27 protein-coding genes are annotated in these 21,028 nt (G+C 66.8%); 22 read left to right on the forward strand and 5 right to left on the reverse strand.

From position 1 onward, the window contains the following. Positions 1-3 precede the first annotated feature (3 nt). The 11 genes from HNP02_RS21470 to rplO all read left to right on the forward strand — a co-directional run bounded on the left by HNP02_RS21470 (position 4) and on the right by rplO (position 5,493). Positions 4-897: a formylglycine-generating enzyme family protein gene (locus HNP02_RS21470; RefSeq protein ID WP_184442266.1), complete on the forward strand. Its 894-nt coding sequence runs from the start codon at positions 4-6 to the stop codon at positions 895-897. Positions 898-1,221: 324 nt separating this feature from the next. Then, positions 1,222-1,590: a 50S ribosomal protein L14 gene (gene rplN, locus HNP02_RS21475; RefSeq protein WP_184442267.1), complete on the forward strand. Its 369-nt coding sequence runs from the start codon at positions 1,222-1,224 to the stop codon at positions 1,588-1,590. Next, entirely contained in the window at positions 1,591-1,908 is a 318-nt protein-coding gene (gene rplX / locus HNP02_RS21480; protein WP_184442269.1) for a 50S ribosomal protein L24, read from the forward strand. A gap of 2 nt (positions 1,909-1,910) precedes the next feature. Further along, positions 1,911-2,510: a 50S ribosomal protein L5 gene (gene rplE / locus HNP02_RS21485; RefSeq protein ID WP_184442271.1), complete on the forward strand. Its 600-nt coding sequence runs from the start codon at positions 1,911-1,913 to the stop codon at positions 2,508-2,510. A gap of 4 nt (positions 2,511-2,514) precedes the next feature. Beyond that, positions 2,515-2,700: a type Z 30S ribosomal protein S14 gene (locus HNP02_RS21490; RefSeq protein ID WP_184442279.1), complete on the forward strand. Its 186-nt coding sequence runs from the start codon at positions 2,515-2,517 to the stop codon at positions 2,698-2,700. A gap of 90 nt (positions 2,701-2,790) precedes the next feature. Beyond that, complete coding sequence (rpsH, locus tag HNP02_RS21495) at positions 2,791-3,189, forward strand: 30S ribosomal protein S8 (RefSeq protein ID WP_184442281.1); 399 nt, start codon at positions 2,791-2,793, stop codon at positions 3,187-3,189. A 10-nt stretch (positions 3,190-3,199) separates the two neighbouring features. Next, complete coding sequence (rplF, locus tag HNP02_RS21500) at positions 3,200-3,739, forward strand: 50S ribosomal protein L6 (protein ID WP_184442283.1); 540 nt, start codon at positions 3,200-3,202, stop codon at positions 3,737-3,739. 3 nt (positions 3,740-3,742) lie between these two features. Beyond that, on the forward strand, positions 3,743-4,153 hold the full coding sequence (gene rplR, locus HNP02_RS21505; RefSeq protein WP_184442285.1) for a 50S ribosomal protein L18: 411 nt from the start codon (positions 3,743-3,745) through the stop codon (positions 4,151-4,153). Positions 4,154-4,181: 28 nt separating this feature from the next. Next, positions 4,182-4,865, forward strand: coding sequence for a 30S ribosomal protein S5 (gene rpsE, locus HNP02_RS21510; protein WP_184442287.1), 684 nt, complete (start codon positions 4,182-4,184; stop codon positions 4,863-4,865). Positions 4,866-4,867: 2 nt separating this feature from the next. Beyond that, positions 4,868-5,056: a 50S ribosomal protein L30 gene (gene rpmD, locus HNP02_RS21515; RefSeq protein WP_184442289.1), complete on the forward strand. Its 189-nt coding sequence runs from the start codon at positions 4,868-4,870 to the stop codon at positions 5,054-5,056. After that, positions 5,053-5,493, forward strand: a complete 441-nt coding sequence (gene rplO / locus HNP02_RS21520) for a 50S ribosomal protein L15 (protein WP_149374964.1) — start codon at positions 5,053-5,055, stop codon at positions 5,491-5,493. Before rpmD ends, rplO begins: the two co-directional genes overlap by 4 nt. Before the next feature lie 66 nt (positions 5,494-5,559). Here rplO and HNP02_RS21525 read toward each other — a convergent pair whose 3' ends face one another. Further along, positions 5,560-5,904 (reverse strand): PE-PGRS family protein, encoded by a 345-nt coding sequence (locus HNP02_RS21525; protein ID WP_221317824.1) that lies wholly within the window; start codon positions 5,902-5,904, stop codon positions 5,560-5,562. 63 nt (positions 5,905-5,967) lie between these two features. Continuing rightward, positions 5,968-6,894 carry an LLM class flavin-dependent oxidoreductase gene (locus HNP02_RS21530; protein ID WP_184442291.1) on the reverse strand — a complete coding sequence of 309 codons (927 nt, stop codon included), beginning with the start codon at positions 6,892-6,894 and terminating at the stop codon, positions 5,968-5,970. 55 nt (positions 6,895-6,949) lie between these two features. On the opposite strand from HNP02_RS21530, the gene sppA reads away from it, so the two are divergent. Further along, positions 6,950-8,728: a signal peptide peptidase SppA gene (sppA, locus tag HNP02_RS21535; protein ID WP_184442293.1), complete on the forward strand. Its 1,779-nt coding sequence runs from the start codon at positions 6,950-6,952 to the stop codon at positions 8,726-8,728. Positions 8,729-8,735: 7 nt separating this feature from the next. Here sppA and HNP02_RS21540 read toward each other — a convergent pair whose 3' ends face one another. From HNP02_RS21540 to HNP02_RS21550, 3 genes are read right to left on the reverse strand one after another with little or no spacing between them, the layout of a single operon-like run. Next, a complete protein-coding gene (locus HNP02_RS21540; RefSeq protein WP_184442295.1) occupies positions 8,736-9,638 on the reverse strand; it encodes a class I SAM-dependent methyltransferase in 903 nt (300 codons plus the stop codon). Between the two features lie 9 nt (positions 9,639-9,647). Then, positions 9,648-10,586: an SAM-dependent methyltransferase gene (locus tag HNP02_RS21545; protein WP_184442297.1), complete on the reverse strand. Its 939-nt coding sequence runs from the start codon at positions 10,584-10,586 to the stop codon at positions 9,648-9,650. A gap of 28 nt (positions 10,587-10,614) precedes the next feature. Further along, positions 10,615-11,520, reverse strand: coding sequence for a class I SAM-dependent methyltransferase (locus tag HNP02_RS21550; RefSeq protein ID WP_184442299.1), 906 nt, complete (start codon positions 11,518-11,520; stop codon positions 10,615-10,617). Positions 11,521-11,804: 284 nt separating this feature from the next. Here HNP02_RS21550 and secY point away from each other — a divergent pair, with 284 nt between their 5' ends. The 10 genes from secY (at position 11,805) to HNP02_RS21600 (ending at position 21,002) form a co-directional block, all read left to right on the forward strand. Then, positions 11,805-13,130, forward strand: coding sequence for a preprotein translocase subunit SecY (gene secY / locus HNP02_RS21555; protein WP_184442301.1), 1,326 nt, complete (start codon positions 11,805-11,807; stop codon positions 13,128-13,130). Next, the gene (locus HNP02_RS21560; RefSeq protein WP_184442303.1) at positions 13,127-13,672 is read left to right on the forward strand and encodes an adenylate kinase; all 546 of its coding nucleotides are present in this window, start codon (positions 13,127-13,129) and stop codon (positions 13,670-13,672) included. The genes secY and HNP02_RS21560 overlap by 4 nt, the downstream gene beginning before the upstream one ends. A gap of 29 nt (positions 13,673-13,701) precedes the next feature. Continuing rightward, complete coding sequence (gene map, locus HNP02_RS21565) at positions 13,702-14,499, forward strand: type I methionyl aminopeptidase (protein ID WP_184442305.1); 798 nt, start codon at positions 13,702-13,704, stop codon at positions 14,497-14,499. A gap of 194 nt (positions 14,500-14,693) precedes the next feature. After that, positions 14,694-15,209, forward strand: a complete 516-nt coding sequence (locus HNP02_RS21570; protein WP_184442307.1) for a sigma-70 family RNA polymerase sigma factor — start codon at positions 14,694-14,696, stop codon at positions 15,207-15,209. Further along, the gene (locus HNP02_RS21575) at positions 15,206-15,943 is read left to right on the forward strand and encodes an anti-sigma factor (RefSeq protein ID WP_184442309.1); all 738 of its coding nucleotides are present in this window, start codon (positions 15,206-15,208) and stop codon (positions 15,941-15,943) included. Before HNP02_RS21570 ends, HNP02_RS21575 begins: the two co-directional genes overlap by 4 nt. 70 nt (positions 15,944-16,013) lie before the next feature. Then, a complete protein-coding gene (locus HNP02_RS21580; protein WP_184442312.1) occupies positions 16,014-17,735 on the forward strand; it encodes a thiamine pyrophosphate-binding protein in 1,722 nt (573 codons plus the stop codon). Further along, positions 17,716-18,381 carry an SRPBCC family protein gene (locus tag HNP02_RS21585; protein WP_184442314.1) on the forward strand — a complete coding sequence of 222 codons (666 nt, stop codon included), beginning with the start codon at positions 17,716-17,718 and terminating at the stop codon, positions 18,379-18,381. The genes HNP02_RS21580 and HNP02_RS21585 overlap by 20 nt, the downstream gene beginning before the upstream one ends. A gap of 8 nt (positions 18,382-18,389) precedes the next feature. Further along, entirely contained in the window at positions 18,390-19,415 is a 1,026-nt protein-coding gene (locus HNP02_RS21590; RefSeq protein WP_375373697.1) for a 3-oxoacyl-ACP synthase III family protein, read from the forward strand. Continuing rightward, positions 19,412-20,437 carry a histidinol-phosphate transaminase gene (locus tag HNP02_RS21595; protein WP_184442325.1) on the forward strand — a complete coding sequence of 342 codons (1,026 nt, stop codon included), beginning with the start codon at positions 19,412-19,414 and terminating at the stop codon, positions 20,435-20,437. Before HNP02_RS21590 ends, HNP02_RS21595 begins: the two co-directional genes overlap by 4 nt. 61 nt (positions 20,438-20,498) lie before the next feature. Next, positions 20,499-21,002, forward strand: coding sequence for a MarR family winged helix-turn-helix transcriptional regulator (locus HNP02_RS21600; protein WP_184442327.1), 504 nt, complete (start codon positions 20,499-20,501; stop codon positions 21,000-21,002). Positions 21,003-21,028: the final 26 nt, after the last annotated feature.

A 21,028-nucleotide genomic window follows, 5' to 3' on the forward strand; every position in this document is an offset into this window, starting at 1 on the left:
TCGATGCTGACGGAGTTGGTCGAACTGCCCGCCGGATCGTTCCGGATGGGCGCTACGAGCTTCTACCCGGAAGAGGCTCCCGTGCACACCGCGACCGTCGATGCGTTCGCGGTCGAACGGCACCCCGTGACCAACGCCCAGTACGCCGAGTTCGTCGCCGACACAGGGCACGTCACGGTCGCCGAGCAGCCGCTCGATCCGGCGTTGTACCCGGGGGTGGCGCCCGAGGACCTCCTGCCAGGCGCACTGGTGTTCCGGTCGACGGCAGGACCGGTCGACCTTCGGGACTGGCGGCAGTGGTGGGACTGGGCGCCGGGTGCCTGCTGGCGTCATCCGTTCGGCCAGGACGGCGGACCGGGAACATCGTGGACCGACCGGATGGACCATCCCGTCGTGCAGCTGGCCTACACCGACGCGGCGGCGTACGCGACCTGGGCCGGCCGGCGGCTGCCGACCGAGGCGGAGTGGGAGTACGCGGCAAGGGGTGGCGCGACGACGGCCTACGCCTGGGGCGACGAGGTTGCGCCGGACGGCCGGCTGATGGCCAACACCTGGCAGGGCCGGTTCCCGTACCGCAACGACGGGGCGCTGGGCTGGGTCGGCACCTCGCCGGTCGGTGCGTTCCCACCAAACGGGTTCGGCCTGCTCGACATGATCGGCAACGTGTGGGAGTGGACGACGACGCGGTTCGGCGCCCACCACCTGGGGGCAGCCAACGGATGCTGCCCGCCCTCCCAAGCGCCGGACCCGACCATCAACCAGACGCTCAAGGGTGGTTCGCACCTGTGCGCCCCGGAGTACTGCCATCGCTACCGGCCTGCGGCGCGGTCCTCGCAGTCACAGGACAGCGCGACCACCCACATCGGCTTCCGCTGCGTGGTCTCGATCTCCGCCTAATCGCGATCGCGCTCCCCGCGAGCGCGCGTGTCTGCGGCTCGGCACGCCGCTGCATGCCAGCAACGACGCACGCTCACGGCCGTCCCAGCGTGCATGTTCGTGGTCAATTGGTCGGCGTGTCGCCGGCAGACACGCGCGCTCGCGGGGGAAGGGGAGGCGATTTGGAGCATTCGCAGTGCTCACCTAGTATGTAGGGGTTGCCTTGGGCAGACCTCGGCTGGCTTGCGTCAGCCCTGCGTGCTCTTGGGTGACGAAGACCGCGTACGTCGAGCGATTCAGTGCTGCTCAGCGTGCGTAAAACGTGTTTTAAATCGAGGAGATCGAGTGATTCAGCAGGAATCGCGGGTGAAGATCGCCGATAACACGGGCGCCAAGGAGATCTTGTGCATCCGCGTTCTAGGTGGCTCGGGTCGGCGTTACGCCGGCATCGGCGATGTCATCGTGGCGACCGTCAAGGACGCCATCCCCGGTGGCAACGTCAAGAAGGGCGACGTAGTCAAGGCCGTCATCGTGCGCACCGTCAAGGAGCGCCGCCGCGCCGACGGGAGCTACATCAAGTTCGACGAGAACGCCGCCGTCATCATCAAGCCCGACAACGACCCGCGCGGTACCCGCATCTTCGGGCCGGTCGGCCGTGAACTGCGCGAGAAGCGCTTCATGAAGATCGTTTCGCTGGCCCCGGAGGTGCTGTAAATGAAGGTGCACAAGGGTGACACCGTGCTGGTCATCTCCGGCAAGGACAAGGGCGCCAAGGGCAAGGTCCTGGCGGCCTACCCGACGCGCAACAAGGTGCTCGTCGAGGGCGTCAACCGGATCAAGAAGCACACCGCGATCTCGCGCAACGAGCGTGGCGCGCAGTCCGGCGGCATCGTGACGCAGGAAGCTGCGATCCACGTCAGCAACGTGCTGGTCGTCGACTCCGACGGCAACCCGACGAAAATCGGCTACCGCGTAGACGAGGAGAGCGGCAAGAAGGTCCGCGTCTCCAAGCGCAACGGCAAGGACATTTAGGCATGACCACCGCAGAAAGCACCGAGAAGACACGTCCGGCGGAGTCGGACCAACGACCGCTGCCTCGCCTGAAGCAGCGCTACCGCGAAGAGATCAAGGACGCGCTGAACACCGAGTTCGGCTACGCCAACGTCATGCAGATCCCCGGCGTGGTCAAGGTCGTCGTGAACATGGGCGTCGGCGACGCCGCGCGCGACGCCAAGCTGATCAACGGTGCGGTCAACGACCTGTCGCTGATCACGGGCCAGAAGCCCGAGATCCGCAAGGCCCGCAAGTCGATCGCGCAATTCAAGCTCCGTGAGGGCATGCCGATCGGCGCCCGCGTGACGCTGCGTGGCGACCGCATGTGGGAGTTCCTGGACCGCCTGGTGTCGATCGGACTCCCGCGTATCCGCGACTTCCGAGGCTTGTCGCCCAAGCAGTTCGACGGCAACGGCAACTACACCTTCGGACTGGCCGAGCAGTCGGTGTTCCACGAGATCGACGTGGACAGCATCGACCGGCCCCGTGGCATGGACATCACCGTCGTCACCTCGGCGACGACCGACGACGAAGGTCGCGCGCTGCTGCGTGCGCTGGGCTTTCCGTTCAAGGAGAACTGAGCAGATGGCAAAGAAGGCTCTGGTCAACAAGGCCAACAAGAAGCCCAAGTTCAAGGTGCGCGGCTACACGCGTTGCAACAGGTGCGGCCGTCCCCATGCCGTCTACCGCAAGTTCGGCCTGTGCCGAATCTGCTTGCGGGAGATGGCGCATGCCGGCGAACTGCCCGGTGTGCAAAAAGCCAGCTGGTAACGGCCCACAACTACTAACTAACAGTTGCGGTAGGCCCTCCCCAAAGAATTGGGCAGTGGGAACCGCCGCGAGGAAGGTGAACTGGCTGTCATGACCATGACGGACCCGATCGCAGACTTCTTGACACGTCTGCGCAACGCCAATTCGGCGTACCACGACGAAGTGACCCTGCCGCACTCGAAGATCAAGGCGAACATCGCCACGATCCTCAAGGCAGAGGGCTACATCACCGACTTCCACACCGAGGATGCTCGGGTTGGCAAGTCGTTGGTGGTGCAACTGAAGTACGGCCCAAGCCGTGAACGCAGCATCGCGGGACTGCGCCGGGTGAGCAAGCCCGGTCTCCGCGTGTACGCGAAATCAACCAACCTGCCGCGGGTACTCGGTGGCCTCGGCGTGGCGATCATCTCCACGTCCTCAGGCCTGCTCACCGACCGCCAGGCAGCGCGAAGCGGCGTGGGCGGCGAAGTCCTCGCCTACGTGTGGTGAGGGAGTAGACATGTCGCGCATTGGAAAGCAGCCGGTCCTGGTTCCGTCCGGGGTCGACGTCACGATCGACGGACAGAACGTGTCCGTCAAGGGCCCGAAGGGCACCCTGGCGCTCGCCGTCAAGGAACCGATCTCGGTGGAACGCAACGACGAAGGCGCCATCGTGGTGGCCCGTCCGAACGACGAGCGGCTCAACCGCTCGCTGCACGGACTGTCCCGCACGCTGGTGGCCAACCTGATCACGGGCGTCACCGAGGGCTACACCACCAAGATGGAGATCTTCGGCGTCGGCTACCGCGTGCAGCTCAAGGGCAACACCCTGGAGTTCGCGCTCGGCTACAGCCACCCGGTGATCATCGACGCCCCCGAGGGCATCACCTTCGCGGTCGAGACGCCCACCAAGTTCTCGGTCACCGGGATCGACAAGCAGAAGGTCGGCCAGATTTCGGCGAACATCCGCCGCCTGCGCCGCCCCGACCCGTACAAGGGCAAGGGCGTGCGGTACGAGGGTGAGCAGATCCGCCGCAAGGTCGGAAAGACAGGTAAGTAAGCCATGGCTACCACCCAGACAGATCAAGCCGCCAAGCGGAAGCCGGTCGGGCAGAACATCTCCGAGACCCGGCGAGTGGCCCGCATTCGTCGGCACGCGCGTCTTCGCAAGAAGGTCGCGGGTACTGCGGAGGCCCCACGCCTCGTGGTCAACCGCTCGTCGCGGCACATCCACGTGCAGCTGGTGAACGACCAGGAGGGCGTCACGCTCGCCGCTGCGTCGTCCATCGAGGCTGACGTCCGCGCCGTCGAGGGCGACAAGAAGGCCCACAGCGTCCGCGTCGGGCAGCTCATCGCGGAGCGCGCCAAGGCCGCAGGAATCGACACCGTGGTGTTCGATCGCGGCGGGTACACCTACGGGGGCCGCATCGCCGCGCTGGCAGACGCCGCGCGAGAAGGTGGGCTCAAGTTCTGATGACTATTTCCAACGGAAGGACTGCATGATGGCCGAGCAGGCAACTGGTGCCGGCGGCGGTCCGGCTACGTCCGACAACCGGGGCGGCGGCCGTGACGGCCGCGATGGCCGCGGCCGTCGCGATGACCGCGGTGGCCGTGGCGGCCGCGATGGTGGCGGCGAGAAGAGCAACTACATCGAGCGCGTAGTCGCGATCAACCGCGTCTCCAAGGTGGTCAAGGGTGGTCGGCGCTTCAGCTTCACCGCCCTGGTCATCGTCGGAGACGGCAACGGCATGGTCGGCGTCGGCTACGGCAAGGCCAAGGAAGTTCCTGCCGCGATCGCCAAGGGCGTCGAAGAGGCCCGCAAGGGATTCTTCCGCGTTCCGCTGATCGGCAGCACGATCGTGCACCCAGTGCAGGGTGAGGCCGCCGCAGGCGTCGTCATGCTGCGCCCCGCCAGCCCCGGTACCGGCGTCATCGCCGGCGGTGCGGCGCGTGCGGTGCTGGAATGCGCCGGAGTGCACGACATCCTGGCCAAGTCGCTGGGCAGCGACAACGCGATCAACGTGGTTCACGCCACCGTTGCCGCGCTGAAGATGCTGCAGCGTCCCGAAGAGGTGGCAGCCCGTCGCGGTCTGCCCATCGAAGACGTCGCGCCCGCAGGCATGCTGAGGGCCCGACGTGAGAGCGAGGCGCTGGCCGCCACGGCCGCGCGTGAGGGATCGGCTTAACGATGTCTGACTTGAAGATCACCCAGGTGCGCAGCACCGTGGGTGCACGTTGGAAGCAGCGCGAGAGCCTGCGGACCCTCGGCCTGCGGAAGATCCGTCAGTCCGTGGTCCGCGAGGACAACGCGCAGACCCGCGGCCTCATCGCCGTGGTCAACCACCTCGTCACGGTCGAAGGAGTCGAGTCGAAATGACGATCAAACTGCACGACCTGCGCCCCGCGCCCGGGTCGAAGACCGCCCGCACCCGCGTTGGCCGCGGTGAGGGCTCCAAGGGTAAGACCGCAGGCCGCGGCACCAAGGGCACCAAGGCCCGCAAGAACGTCCCATCGACGTTCGAGGGCGGCCAGATGCCGATCCACATGCGGCTGCCGAAGCTCAAGGGCTTCCGCAACCGGTTCCGCACCGAGTACGAGGTGGTCAACGTGGCCGACCTCAGCCGGCTGTTCCCCAAGGGCGGCCAAGTCGGTATCGAGGAACTGGTGGCAGCCGGTGCGGTTCGGAAGAACACCCTGGTGAAGGTGCTCGGCGACGGCAAGCTCACCGTCAAGGTCGACGTCACCGCCCACAAGTTCAGCGGCAGCGCTCGCGAGAAGATCACCGCCGCAGGCGGATCGGCTACCGAGCTCTAGATCCCGCACGAGGCGAAAAGCCCCGACACACCTCGCACCAGAGGCGTGTCGGGGCTTTCTCGATGGTTATGCCCCGTAGTTGAAGCAGCCGATACCGGGCACGCAACCGCCGCCGCCCTGCGGGCCGCCGTGGCCGCACGCGCCGTCGGCCGTACAGCCGCCGCCGCCCTGGGGACCGCCGCTGCCGCACGTGCCATCGGCCGTACAGCCCTGGCCGCCGCCGGCGTCACCACTACCGCAGACTCCGTTGGCGCAACCATCGCCGCCCGGGCTTGCGGGGGCGAATTGCGTGATCGAATTACCTGCCGCCCACGCGAAGTTCTCCGCGGCGGCCACCGGTGCCGAGGCGATTCCGGCCGCGGCGACACCCGCAAAGAGCAGCGGGGCGATGAATCTTAGTTTGGCTATCATGCTCTTGTTTTTACCACCAAGATCAGACTGTTAAACCACCTAATTTCTGGCAAAATTGCCGACCTAGCTGAGCTGCGGAATCACGTCCGCAGCAAGCCGTTCCATCTGCTCGCGGTCGTCGCTGACGTTCACCCCGACCGGGTTGAGCAGGATCATCTGGGCACCGGCGTCGATCACTGCGCGCAGTCCGGCCACCACGTCGTCGGGGGTGCCCGACACGGGAACGTCCTCGACGCCCGGCATCTCGCCGTAGATGCGGTGCAGTCCGGCGACGACCCGCTCCCGTGCCCGCGCCGCATCGTCGTCGACCGTCAGGTACACCCGCTTCCCGATGGGGAAGTGCGCAGGGTCCCTGCCCTGCTTCGCGAGCTCGCTGCGCACCACCTTGACGGCCTCGACGAAGTTCGCCGTCGTCGACGAGCCCGCACCGAGGAACGCGTCACCATGCCGAACGGCCCTGGCGATCGCCGCGGGTGCGTTGGCTCCGAACCAGATCGGCGGATGGGGACGCTGCACCGGTTTGGGTGCGATCGGCAGGCCGTCGACGTCGCGGAAGCGACCGTGGAACGTCACCGTCGGCTCGTCGGACCAGGCGGCCTTCATCAACTCGAGACCCTCGGTGAAGCTGCCGATGAACGTGTCGGGATCGACCCCGAACGCGGCGAACTGACGGAAACCGCCACCAGGGGCCGCGCCGAAGTCGAGCCTGCCGTGACTGAGCCGGTCGACGGCGGTGGCGACGGATGCCAACTGCAGCGGGTCATGCAGCGACGTCACCATCACCGCCACTCCGAGCCGCAATCGGGTGGTGCAGGCGGCGGCGTAGGCCAGCAGTTCCATCGGCGCGATCAGCGGCGCGGCGCCGATCGTCTGCTCGAGTGTCCAGCCGCCTTCGAAGCCGAGTTCCTCGGCCCTGGTCAGGTAGTCCTTGAATCCGGCTGCGTCGAAGCCGTCCGCGTCGCGCTGGGGGAGGGAGATCGAGAATCGCACCCCGTCCACGCTACGGGCGAAACCGAGGTGATGCCGTGATCGGTAGGCTCGCGGGATGTTTAGTCTCCTGTCAGGAATTCCAGGTACCGACGAGTTCCGTGCGATCGCGCGCAAGGTCGACACCGCACGGCACCAGGGCGTTCCCGATGGCTGCGTGCTCGAACTCGATCTGCAATCGGTGCCCAACGAGACGGGTGGATTCGATCCGCTGGCCGTGATCGCGGGCGGTGGCCGCCCGCTGCTGCTGCGCGACGCGGTGACCGCCATTCACCGCGCCGCGGAGGACGACCGGGTGGCCGGCTTGATCGCCAGGGTGCAGATCCCGGCGACTTCGGCGGGGCCGGTGCAGGAGCTGCGCGAGGCCATCGCGGCGTTCAGCGACGCCAAACCCTCACTGGCGTGGGCGGAGACGTACCCCGGCACACTGTCCTACTATCTGGCATCGGCGTTTCGCGAGGTGTGGATGCAGCCGTCGGGCACCGTCGCATTGGTGGGTTTCGCCACCAATGCGATGTTCCTGCGCGACGCGCTCGACAAGGCAGGGGTTCAGGCGCAGTTCATCGCCCGCGGCGAATACAAGTCCGCCGCAAACCTATTCACGCAGGACGGCTACACAGATGCCCACCGGGAAGCCGACAGCCGGCTGATCGAGAGCCTGCACGCCCAGGTGTTGGCTGCCGTTGCCGAGTCGCGGCACATCGAGCCCGCCGAGGTCGACGCGCTGGCCGACAAGGCTCCGCTGCTGCGCGACGCCGCGGTGGAGGGCCGGCTGGTCGACCGGATCGGGTACCGCGACGAGGCCTACGACCGGATCGGCGAACTCGTTGGCGCACCATCGGATTCGGGTGACGCGGACGGTCCCGATGGCCCGCCGCGGCTCTACCTCTCGCGCTATCCCCGCGCCAACCTGTCGGTGCCGACGCCGCCGCTGCCGGGTCGCAAGGGCAAGCCCACCATCGCCGTCGTGACGTTGGCGGGGCCAATCGTCAGCGGAAGGGGCGGACGTCAAATCTCGCCTCTTGGCACGTCCAGCGCAGGCGGGGACACCATCGCCGCGGCGCTGCGCGAGGCCGGTGCCGACGACGCGGTGTCTGCAGTCGTGTTGCGCGTCGACAGCCCTGGCGGATCGGTCACCGCATCGGAAACCGTTTGGCGAGAAGTGAATCGGTTGCGTGAGGCGGGCAAGCCCGTCGTCGCATCGATGGGCGCGGTCGCGGCGTCGGGTGGCTACTACGTGTCGATGTCCGCCGACGCCATCGTGGCCAATCCAGGCACCATCACCGGATCGATCGGCGTGGTGACCGGCAAGCTGGTGGCCCGCGATCTGAAGGACCGACTTGGCATCGGGTCGGATTCGGTGCGCACCAACCCGAACGCTGACGCGTGGTCGCTGAACAAGCCGTTCACCGATGAACAGCACGCCCACGTCGAGGCGGAGGCTGACCTGTTCTACACCGACTTCGTGCAACGCGTCGCGCAGGGACGGGGGATGACCGTCGAGGCGGTCGAGGCCGTCGCCCGCGGCCGGGTGTGGACCGGTGCGGATGCCCTTGAACGGGGGTTGGTCGACGAACTGGGCGGGCTGCGCACCGCGATCGACCGCGCCAAGTTGCTCGCAGGGTTCGACGCCGACACCGACGTCAAGCTGGTCAGTCTTCCCGGATCGTCGTGGGTGGACATGCTGCGTCCCAAGCCGTCGTCGCAACCCGCCGCGGCATCCCTGCCGGAAGCGGTCGCCGCTCTGGTGGGCCGATCGGTCGCAGGCGTCCTCGTCCAAGCAGAGCGATCGCTGTCAGGGGCCAACGCGCTGTGGTTGGGGGACTACCGGTTCTGACCTTCTGCTATCCGCGCAGCGTCGCGCTGAGGTAGCTCAGGTTGGCGAAGATGGCGCTCATCTCGTCGTCGGGCATCTCGAAGCCGTTGGACAGGTGGGCCTCGCGCATCGGCAACGTGGACACGTCCCAGCCAGCCGCGGTCAAGTGCTCGACGACGTCGCTGCGGTCGCCCTCGTAGATCAGGTCGGTCATCTCGATGTCGGACCCGAACTGCTTCATCCGTTCCGACATGCGCTGGGCGCGCTCGTCGGAGAAGCCGCTCATGTCGGGGATGTGTTCCGTGGCCAGCATGCTGCCCGGCGCCGACAGCGCGGTGATGTTGTCGAACAGCTTGTCCTGGGCCTCGGGCGGGAGGTAGATCAGCAGTCCCTCCGCGCTCCACGCAGTCGGTTGCTTCGGGTCGAAGCCGTTGTCCACCAACGCCTTCGGCCAGTCCTCGCGCAGGTCGATGGCGACAGTCCTTCGGGTCGCCGTCGGCTTGGCGCCGATACCCGCCAGCGTCGACGCCTTGAACTCGATGACCTCGGGCTGGTCCACTTCGTAGACCACGGTCCCGTCCGGCCAGGCCAGCCGGTAGGCACGCGCGTCCAGGCCTGCCGCCAGGATCACTGCCTGCCGGACTCCCGTTGCGGCCGCGTCGAGGAACATGTTGTCGAAGAAGCGGGTACGCACCGCCATGCCCTCGGCGGCGCGCCGCACCGTGAACGCCGGGTCGATGTCGGCGAACGCGACGTCGCCGTCGAGCACGCGGGTGAAGAAGTCGACGCCGACCGCCCGCACCAGAGGCTCCGCATACGGATCGTCGATCAGCTTCTCGCGGTGGGCCGTCGCGCGTTGCGCGGCAACCATCGTCGCGGTCGCGCCAACGCTGGAGGCCAGGTCCCAGCTGTCGCCATCGGTTCTTGCCATGATCGTCCCCTAGTTCAATGTCGCCGAGAGATAGCCGTAGTTGCCGCCGAACGCCCTCATGTCGTTGTCGGGCGGTTCGAATCCGTTCGCGGCGTGCGCTTCATTGGCACCAAGTATGCCCACCTGCCAACCATGGGTCTTCAGGTAGTCGGCGGCGTCGTTGCGCTCTCCGGTGTAGATCAACTCGGCCAGGTTGACCGTCGAGCCGAGGCGCTTGGAGCGCTCCGTAAGCTGCTCTGCCCAGTCCGATGGCAATCCGCGCATGTCCATGTACTCCGACGCGACCCGGCTGCCAGGGGCCGACAGATCGGTGATGTTGTCGAAGAGTCGGTCCTGCGCCTCCGGCGGCAGATACGCCAAGAGTCCTTCGGCGCTCCACACGGTCGGCACGCTGGTGATGAAACCCGCTTGTAGCAGCGCCGCCGGCCAGTCGTCGCGCAGATCGATCGCGATCGTCCGACGCTGAGCGGTCGGATGGGCACCGAGGCCGGCCAGCGTGCGCGTCTTGAACTCGATGACGTCGGGCTGGTCGATCTCGTACACCACCGTGCCCGCAGGCCACGCCAGTCGGTAGGCCCGCGTGTCGAGCCCCGAGGCCAGGATCACGGCCTGCCGCACGCCGGAATCGGTTGCTTGACCCGATGTCGTCGCCGGGGCGACTCCGGTGGTGAAGAAGTCGTCGAAGAAGCGGGTGCGCACGGTCATCTGCTCGCGCATCGCCGCACGGCTCACTAGCGGATCGGTGGTCTCGGCGGTCGCCGTGGTCTCGCCGTCGACGAGTTTGACGAAGGTGTCGATGCCCACCGCGCGTACCAATGGATCGGCCCATGGGTCATCGAGAAGGGCGTCGGGGCCCTGGGACGCGATCGCGCGGAAGGCGGCGACTGCCGTCGCCGTCGCTCCGACGCTGGAGGCCAGGTCCCAGGTGTCGCCGTCGGTTCGTGCCATGGTGGTGCTCCTCTTGCTTTCGGGTGGCTCAGATTCGGGTGGCGACGATGGACAGCGACGTGCGCATCGCCGCGGTGCCTTCGGTATCGGGGAACTCGCGGCCGTAGCCGGCCCACACTTCGGGCCTGGTGCGGGCGGACACCTGCCAACCACTAGCGGTCAGGTAGTCGACCACCGGTTTGCGGTCGCCCGGATAGAACAAGTCCGTCAGTTTGACGTCGAAGCCATGGTCGATCCAGGCCTCGGTCACGGCGTTGGCACGTTCACCGATGCTGGCCCCGGCGTCGGGGTGGTACTCGGTGGACAGTTGACTTCCCGGGGCTGACAGCGCGGTGATGTCGTCGAAGAGCCGGTCCTGCGCTTCGGGCGGCAGGTATGCCAGCAGCCCCTCGGCGCTCCACGCCGTCGGCTGGGTGGCGTCGAATCCGGCGCGGCGAAGCGCTTCCGGCCAGTCGTCGCGCAGGTCGACGGCGACGGCGCGGCGGTCGGCGGTAGGGGTGGCGCCGATGTCGGCCATCGCCGTGGTCTTCGCCTCGATCACCTTGGGCTGGTCGATCTCATAGACCACGGTGCCGTCCGGCCATGCCAGCCGGTACGCGCGCGCATCGAGACCGGAGGCCAGGATCACCGCCTGCCGCACGCCGCTCTCGGTCGCGTCGATGAAGAAGTCGTCGAAGAAGCGGGTGCGGACCGCCATCATTCCGGTCATCAGGTGGGCTGCGCCGCCGTCGTCGACGTCTGAGGTGGAGATGACTCCGTCGACGAGCTTGATGAAGAAGTCGATGCCGACGGCACGGACCAGGGGTTCGGCGTAGGGATCCTGGATCAGCGGGTCGGCTTCCTTGGATGCCAGGGCCCTTCCGGCGGCCACCATCGTCGCCGTCGCTCCCACACTGGACGCCAGATCCCACGAGTCGTTGCTGGTGCGCGCCATCGATCTCCCGAAGAACCTCGAACCGATATTAATTAGCCTGTGTAACGAGCTCACCCGACTGTACGCTTCGAACCTGAAGGACCGGTTGGACCGCGGTCACCCTGATCGGATGCGGGTCCACCCGGGGGTGACTGATACTCTCGTAGACTGTTTGACGCGCGACATTGCTGGCTGCGGGCATGCCCGTGAGCTGGCGGACCAACCGCGCATGACTTGACCAAAACGCTGGTAGGACCAGCCCCATTGGCACGCCGCGACAAGTGCTCGGCTGCGCAGGAGGAAGAGTGCTCTCGGCTTTCATTTCGTCGCTGCGGACGGCCGATCTCAGACGCAAGATCCTCTTCACGCTCGGGGTCGTGATCCTGTACCGCGCAGGCGCCACGTTGCCGTCCCCAGGCGTCAACTACCCGAACGTGCAGAAGTGCATCGAGCAGGTCCAGGGCGGTGACTCGGCGCAGATCTACTCGCTGATCAACCTGTTCTCTGGTGGCGCACTACTACAGCTGTCGGTGTTCGCCGTTGGCGTAATGCCCTACATCACCGCGAGCATCATCGTTCAGCTGCTGACGGTGGTGATTCCGCGCTTCGAACAGCTGCGCAAGGAAGGTCAGTCCGGCCAGGCCAAGATGACGCAGTACACGCGTTATCTGGCGATCGCGCTCGCGCTGCTGCAGGGCACCTCGATCGTCGCGCTGGCCGCCAATGGCGGGCTGCTGCAGGGCTGTTCGCTGCAGATCATCCAGGACTCGGGCATCTTCACCCTCGTCGTCATCGTGCTGGTGCTCACCGCGGGCGCGGGCCTGGTGATGTGGATGGGCGAGCTGGTCACCGAGCGTGGCATCGGCAACGGCATGTCGCTGATGATCTTCGCGGGCATCGCCGCTCGGATCCCGTCCGAGGGCAAGACCATCCTCGACAGCCGCGGCGGTGTCGTCTTCGCAGCGGTCTGCGTCGCGGCCCTGATCATCATCGTCGGTGTCGTGTTCGTCGAGCAGGGCCAACGCCGCATCCCCGTGCAGTACGCCAAGCGCATGGTCGGGCGGCGCATGTACGGCGGTACGTCGACCTACCTACCGCTGAAGGTGAACCAGGCAGGCGTCATCCCGGTCATCTTCGCGTCGTCGCTGATCTACATCCCGCACCTGATCACTCAGCTGATCCAGAGCGGCAGCTCCAATCCGGGCAACGGCTGGTGGGCGAAGTTCGTCGCGGACTATCTGACCAACCCGGCCAGCCCCGCCTACATCGCGCTCTACTTCGGCTTGATCGTCTTCTTCACCTACTTCTATGTGTCGATCACCTTCAACCCCGACGAGCGCGCCGACGAGATGCGCAAGTTCGGTGGCTTCATCCCTGGCATCCGGCCAGGCAAGCCCACCGCCGACTACTTGCGGTACGTGCTGAGCCGCATCACGCTTCCTGGCTCGATCTACCTCGGCGTGATCGCCGTGCTGCCTAACCTGTTCCTCGAGATCGGTAACTCCGGCGCCGTGCAGAACCTGCCGTTCGGTGGCACCGCGGTCCTGATCATGGTCGGTGTCGGCCTAGACACCGTGAAGCAAATCGAGAGCCAGCTGATGCAGCGCAACTACGAAGGGTTCCTCAAGTGAGAATTGTTTTGCTGGGGCCGCCTGGGGCGGGCAAGGGTACGCAGGCGCAGAAGCTGGCCGAGAAGCTCGGGATCCCGCACATCTCCACCGGGGACCTGTTCCGCGACAACATCAGCAAGGCGACCGAGCTGGGCCTCGAGGCCAAGAAGTACCTCGACTCCGGTGATCTGGTGCCCGCCACGTTGACCAACAGGCTGGTCGACGACCGCCTGAACGACGCCGACGCCGCGGACGGCTTCATCCTCGACGGTTTCCCCCGCTCGGTGGAGCAGGCCGAGGCTCTGAAGGACATGCTCGCCGCGCGCGACACCAAGCTGGACGCGGTGCTGGAGTTCCGGGTCTCCGAGCAGGAGCTGCTCGACCGACTCAAGAGCCGGGGTCGCGCCGACGACACCGAGGACGTCATCCTCAACCGCATGAAGGTCTACCGCGACGAAACCGCTCCGCTGCTGGACTACTACCAGGCCGAGCTCAAGACCGTCGACGCCATTGGCTCGGTGGACGAGGTATTCGCGCGGGCGCTGCAGGTCCTCGGTCGGTGAACCGACGATCAGGCAGAGGTCGATAGTCGATGATCGGCCTGCCTGGCCTTCGTGGCCGCAAGGTCGTCCCCCAACGAAGCGCTGACGAGCTCGATGCCATGGCCGCTGCGGGCGCCCTGGTCGCGAAGGCGCTGAGGGCCGTCCAGCAGGCAGCCACACCGGGTGTCTCCACGCTCGACCTCGACACCATCGCCGAATCCGTCATCCGCGAGGGCGGCGGCATACCGTCGTTCCTCGGTTACCACGGCTTCCCTGCGAGCATCTGTTCGTCGGTCAACGACCGCGTTGTGCACGGCATCCCGGCGGCCACCGAAGTCCTGGTCGCCGGCGATCTGGTGTCCATCGACTGCGGCGCGATCCTCGACGGCTGGCACGGCGACTCGGCGGTGACGTTCGGCGTCGGTGCGCTGATCCCCGTCGACGAGGCATTGTCTGCGGCCACCCGGGAGTCGATGGAAGCCGGCATCGCCGCCATGGTGCCCGGCAACCGGCTGACCGACGTCTCCCACGCCATCGAGACCGGAACTCGCGCCGCCGAGAGGCGCTACGACCGCGCATTCGGCATCGTCGCAGGTTACGGCGGGCACGGCATCGGTAGGCACATGCACATGGACCCGTTTCTGCCCAATGAGGGGGCACCCGGCCGTGGGCCCCACCTGGCGCACGGATCCGTCCTGGCCATCGAGCCGATGCTGACGCTCGGCACCACCAAGACCAACGTGCTCGACGACGAATGGACGGTCGTCACCACCGATGGGTCTCGGGCGGCGCACTGGGAGCACACGGTCGCCGCGACCGATGACGGTCCGCGGATCCTGACGCTCTGAGCTCTTGCCGTTGAGATGGCACCCCTGGCGTAGAAGCGCGAGTAGTCGCCGCCGCCAGCACCATCTCAACGAGGCGTTTTCGCATCTAGGGCCGATTGCCGCCGCGTCACTGGTCGGAGACGCACTTGGCCGTCTACCGTGGGTTGACTGAACTTCGTGACCGTCCACAGCGTGTTAACTGTCGGAGGTTGGGAATGGATGATCCGGAGGCCGCCATGATGCGGGTTCTCTACGACGAGCATGCGGGCGCGCTGTGGCGTTACGTGCTGCGGTTGACCGGCGATGCCGCACGCGCCGAAGATGTCGTGCAGGAAACCCTGCTGCGGGCTTGGCGCCACCCGGAGGTCACCTACGACGCAGACAGGTCGGCGCGGGCGTGGCTGTTCACCGTCGCGCGCAACCTGATCATCGACGAGCGCCGCAGCGCGCGGTTTCGCAACGAGACTCAGACCGGCGACGTGGAAGCGGCGGCGGACCGAGCAGGGCCCGACGAGGTGGACACAGCCCTTGACCGATTACTTCTTGGCACCGCGATGAGTCAACTGTCGGATGATCACTGTGCAGTGATCCTGCGTGCGTACTACCAAGGCTGGAGTGTGGCGCAGATCGCCGCTGATCTACAGATCGCCGAGGGCACGGTGAAGTCGCGGCTGCACTACGCGGTCCGAGCCCTTCGTCTCAACTTGCAGGAAATGGGGGTGACACGGTGACACAGTCTGGTGAATTCCGAGGATTGGAAGCGGTGGACGGCCACCGCTACGCGACGTGGGATGCGGCCTACGTACTGGGTTCGCTTTCGAGCGCCGAGCGCCGCGAGTACGAAGCGCACCTCGAGACGTGCGACCGGTGCCGGGCAGCAGTCGCGGAGCTCAGCGGCATGCCTGCACTGCTGTCACTGCTCGACGTGGATGACGTCCGCGGGCTGGAAGCCGAGCAGCCCATTCCGCCGCTGCGCCCCGAGGTGTTGGAGTCCGTGCTGGACAAGGTGCGTTGGCGCAGGCGCCGGTCGCGGTGGCTGACGTCGGTCGCTGTCGGATTGGCTGCAGCACTGCTGGCCGTCGGACTGGTGATCGCCGTGCGCCCCGGCATCGTTGGCCTTCAGAGCGGCACGGAACAGACGACGGCGCAGCAACTGCCGATGGACAAGCTGGTGGACACCCCGTTCAGCGCAAGCATCTCGTTGAGCGGCTTCGCCTGGGGCACCCGCATCGACATGGCCTGCACCTACGGCCAATGGTCGAGCGGCGAAGTTCCTCCGCCGAGCAACCTCGGCATGGTGGTCGTCGGTCGTGACGGTAGTCACACTCAGATCGCGACGTGGCTCGGAATGTCCGGCGCCACCGCGCTGCCCAGCGGTAACACCCCAGTTCAGAAGTCGGAAATCGCTGCTGTGCAACTAGTTTCGACTGACAACGGGAAGGTTTTGCTCGAACGTCAACTGTGAGTTCCCGCCTGCGGTGAACCCCGGTGGCACGCACGTCGTGTCACATACAGGGATCAGAGGCAGGTGAGCAATGACCAGCAGGCAGAGAGTCGTCGACTACGTGGTCGGCAGCCTCGCGGCTCGTGGTGTGAGTCACGTCTTCGGCGTCGACGGCGCCAACATCGAGGATCTCTACGACGCGGCACACGACTGCGACGGGATCACCGCGGTGCTGGCCAAACACGAGTTCTCGGCGGCGACCATGGCCGACGGATTCAGCCGCGCCACCTCCGATCTCGGAGTGGTGGCGGCGACGTCCGGTGGCGGGTCGCTGAATCTGATTGCGGGGCTGGGGGAGTCGTTCACCAGCAGGATTCCCGTGTTGGCGCTCGTCGGCCAACCACCGAGGGCCCTCGACGGACTTGGCAGCTTTCAGGACACCAGCGGTGAGGGTGGTTCGCTCGACGCCCATGCACTGTTCTCCGCCGTCTCGGTGTACTGCAAGCGGCTGCTGACGCCGGCCGACGTCCTGACCGCGCTGCCCGAGGCGATTGCCGCCGCACGGACCGGAGGCCCCGCGGTCCTGCTGCTGCCCAAGGATATTCAGCAGGCACTGGTGGACGTCGGCTCCGGGTCGCTGGCGGCGCACGACGCGCGAGTAGGTGACCCGCACCCGATCCTCGACGAATTGCGCAGCGCGCTCGGCCCCGTCACCATCATCGCCGGTGACCAGGTCGCCCGTGACGACGCGCGCACCGAGCTCGAAGAGCTGCGTGCCGTGCTGCGGGCGCGGGTGGCCACGGTGCCCGACGCCAAGGACGTCAGCGGCTCACCCGGGCTCGGCGCGTCGTCGTCGCTTGGCGTCACCGGGGTGATGGGACATCCGGGAATTGGCGAGGCCATGGCGGAGAGTGCGGTGTGCCTGCTCATCGGCACCCGCCTGCCCGTCACCGCGCGCGCAGGCCTCGACGACGTCCTCGGGCGGGTGCGCGTGGTGTCGATCGGGGCCGAATCGCCGTATCTGCCTGCCACCCACGTTCACTCCGACGATCTGCGCGTCTCGTTGCCGCAACTGACCAAGGGCCTGACGGGTCACGGCAGGCCGCACGGATTGCGGGTGCTTGACCCGTCGCCGCACGGCGAACTGCGGCCGCCCGCCCACGACGGCCCTGGCATCCGCTACCGCGACGCGATGACCGTCCTCGACGACGTGCTTCCCGACGGCGTCGACGTCGTCGTCGACGCGGGCAATACCGGCGCGGCGGCCATCCACCACCTGCCCGTGCGGCGATCCGGCCGATTCGTGGTCGCGCTCGGCATGGGGGGCATGGGCTACAGCTTCGGTGCGGCGATCGGGACGTGCTTCGCGCGGACGACGAGCCCGCGCGCAAAGAGCCAGCGGACCGTCGTCATCGCCGGCGACGGCTCGTTCTTCATGCACGGCATGGAACTGCACACCGCCATCCAGTACGACCTGCCCATCACGGTCGTGCTGTTCAACAACAACGCCCACGCCATGTGTGTCACCCGTGAGCAGCTGTTCTACGGCGACCGGTACAGCTACAACCGGTTCACGCCAAGCCGCCTCGGCGCAGGCCTCGCCGCGATGTTCCCAGGACTGCCGTCCGTCGACGTCACCGACTTCGCCGAACTGCCCGGTGCGGTGCGCGCCGCCCTTGCACATGACGGACCATCCGTGGTCAGCGTCGAGTGCTCCGCAGACGAGATACCGCCGTTCGCACCGTTTCTCAGTACTTCACACCAGCATCCAACACAAAAGGAGATGACGCACCATGTCGCTGCCCGCGCTTGACGACATCGTCGACCACACAGGCAATCCCGAACCCATCGACGGAGTCGTCCGGATCGAGACGGCACCGCGAGAGAAGGCCACCCCGATCATCATGGAGATGATGCGGTCGGTGTACCCGCACGACCAGGTATTCGGTGAGTACTGCACGGTCAACGACTACGTCGACTGTCCGCCCGACGAACTGTTCGAATATCTCTCCGACACCCGCAGCCTCGAGGAGTGGACCTACAGCCTGCGAGGTTTCACGCCGACCGACGAACCCGGGCTGTGGCTGGCCTACGACAGACTGGGGTCGGAGACCGAGATCTACACCCGCACGGTCGCCAACCGCGAAGCCAGAACGGTCGACTACCACTGCGCCTGGGACCAGGGCACACACCTGTGGATGGTCTACCTGATGCGCGTCGTCGACGCACAGGTGGTGCTGAACAAGCCCGGCTCGGTGGTGCTGTGGACCAACTGCCATCACCCGTTCTACGACAAGAACCCGTACCCCGAGGCGGCGCCGTCGCAGCGGCCGGTATGGGTTGGCGACTTCTGGGACATGTTCGGCGCGGGGCACGAGCTGGAACTGAAGAACCTCAAGGCAATTGCCGAGTACCGGCACCACAACGGACTGCCGGTGACGCCGGCCTGGATGAGATGAGAACCCCCGTGAACTCCCAGACGCCCGTCAGTCTTCTCGACGTCTCCACCTACCTTCCCGGCAAGCCGATCAGTGCCGACTATTACGCCCAGTTCGCCGATTCCGACGAACTGCGCGACAACCTGATGTTCCGCGCACCGAAGTTCCGCCACCACGTCGCAGAAGACGAGACAGCGATCGACATGGTCGAACGGGCCGCGGCAGGCCTGGTCGAGCGACATGGCCAGGACGCCGTCGCGGGAGCCGACGTGCTCATCACCCACACCCAGATGCCGGACATGCCGTTCTACGGCGGTGGCGGCGGGATGGCGCATCGCCTTGGCATGAAACCCAATTGGGTGATCGACCTGCACAACGGAGGGTGCGCGGCGTTCGTGCTTGCCATGAAACTCGCACGCAACCTGCTGGCCTCGGGAGAGGGGCGCACCGCGCTCATCGCCGTCGCCCAGAATTCGGCGGGAACGGCATTCGACCAGCCGACCATCCGACGCAAGGCGCAGTCCGCCGTGCCAGGAGACGGCGCCGCGGTCGGGCTGGTTACCCTGTCCGACGAGTCGCCGATCCTGGACATCGAGTGCCGGACCTACGGCGAGTATGCGGGTGACATGACGCTGGCCATCGACCCGCCCCGCAAGTGGTGGCAGGCGGGCCCTGGTGAGGCCTGCATAGGCTTCACCGAGGCCAAGATCACCAAGGTGCTGGCCCGCGGCAACCGACAGGTGCCCGAGGTGTCGTATGCGGTGTGCGACCGAATCGGCATGCAGCCCAAGGATCTCGACCTGCTCGTCACCAATCAGCCCAACCGCGCCTTCCTGCGCAACTGGCGCGAGGCGCTCGAGCTTCCGAAGGAGAAACACACCGACACCTTCGAAGATTGCGGCAACCTGTTCGCCGCGGGCATCCCGGTCAACCTGGACCGCGCGATCACCGAGGGTCGACTGAAGAAGGGTGACGTCGTGATGATGGCGGCGTTCGCGCACGCCGGTGACTTCGCGGGGGCCGCTGCCGTTCAGTGGGGAGGACGGACCGCATGAGCATGCACTACGCGCTGACGGATGCGGTGGACGCGCTACCCGACGCGGTGAACCCATTCGCGTTGTCGCTCAACGAGAACCCCTTCCCGCCGCTCCCGTCGGTGCGGTCGGCGCTGGTCGCCTCGATCGACGCAGCCAATCGCTATCCGGAGTTCCTCCCGGAGCGGATGCGGTCGCTGATCGCGGGCCGGGTGGGGGTCCGCGATGACCAGGTGGTGATCGGCGCTGGCGCCACGGGTGTGGTGATGCAGGTGCTGCATGCGGTGACCAGTCCCGGCGACACGATGGTGATGACGTCCCCGACGTTCGACGGCTACCCGATCTTCGCGCAGATGGCGCGACTGAACTCGGTGACGGTGGCCCTTGACCGGCACGGCCATCACGATCTCGATGCCATGGCCGAGGCGGCCGCCAGGGCGCGGGTGGTGGTGCTGTGCCGCCCGCACAATCCGACCGGCACCATCGAATCGGCGACCGACGTCGAGCGTTTCCTGCGGCGCGTGCCGTCGGACACGGTGGTACTCCTCGACGAGGCGTACGTCGAGTTCCTGTCGCCCGAGCAGAGGATCGACGCGCCGGCCCTGGTGGCGCGGTACCCCAACGTCGTGGTGCTGCGCACGTTCTCGAAGGCATATGGTCTGGCCGCATTGCGCATCGGATACGGGTTCTGCGCGCCGGATCTGGCGCGGCGGTTGTGGACCATGCAGCTGCCGTTCGGCATGGGTACCACCGGGCTGGTCGCCGTCGCCGCTTCCTACGATGCGGAAGCCGAACTACAGCAACGCATCCGGGTGATCTCCGCGGAGGGCCGCTACCTGCGGGCGCGACTTGCCGCGATGGGGGTGTACAGCACCGACAGTCACGCGAACTTCGTCTACCTGCCTGCATGCGCCCGGCCGTGGCAGGACGTGTTCTCGGGCCGCGGGTTGCGGGTGCGTGGCTACGCCGACGGCGGCGTGCGCATCAGCGTCGGCAACCGCCAGTCGTCGCGAGCGGTGCTGTCCGCGCTGGCTTCGGCCTGATTCTCTGAGTTAACCGCCCCGAGATCCCCGCGACCGCTGCGCGGGTGCGGTATGAAGAGGCGTGTCCTCTGAGCCCGTCAAGCGCGACCCGATCGCATTGGCCCGCCACAACTGGGAGCGTTCGGGGTGGGGTGACGTCGCCGAGGGCATGGTGGCGGTGACGTCGGTGATGCGGGCGCACCAGATCCTGCTTGCCCGCGTCGAGTCGGCGTTGCGGCCCTACGACCTGAGCTTCTCCCGGTATGAACTGTTGCGGCTGCTGGCATTCTCCAGCGGCGGCGCGTTGCCGATCACGAAGGCCTCCGACCGCCTGCAGGTGCACGTCACCAGCGTCACGCACGCCATCCGGCGGCTCGAGAGCGACGGTCTGGTCGAACGCACCCCGCACCCGACCGACGGCCGCACCACGCTGGTCCGGCTGACCGATCTTGGCCGCTCGACCGTCGAGGACGCGACGGTGACGCTCAACAACGAGGTGTTCGCCGACATCGGGATGTCGGCCGCAGATTCGCGAACGCTGGCCGCCGCCATCGAGTCACTGCGGCGGCACGCCGGCGACTTCTGAGCTTCTAGGGGCGCGGCTGTAACCCG

This window comes from Mycobacterium sp. AZCC_0083 (assembly GCF_014202335.1).
Lineage (GTDB): Bacteria > Actinomycetota > Actinomycetes > Mycobacteriales > Mycobacteriaceae > Mycobacterium.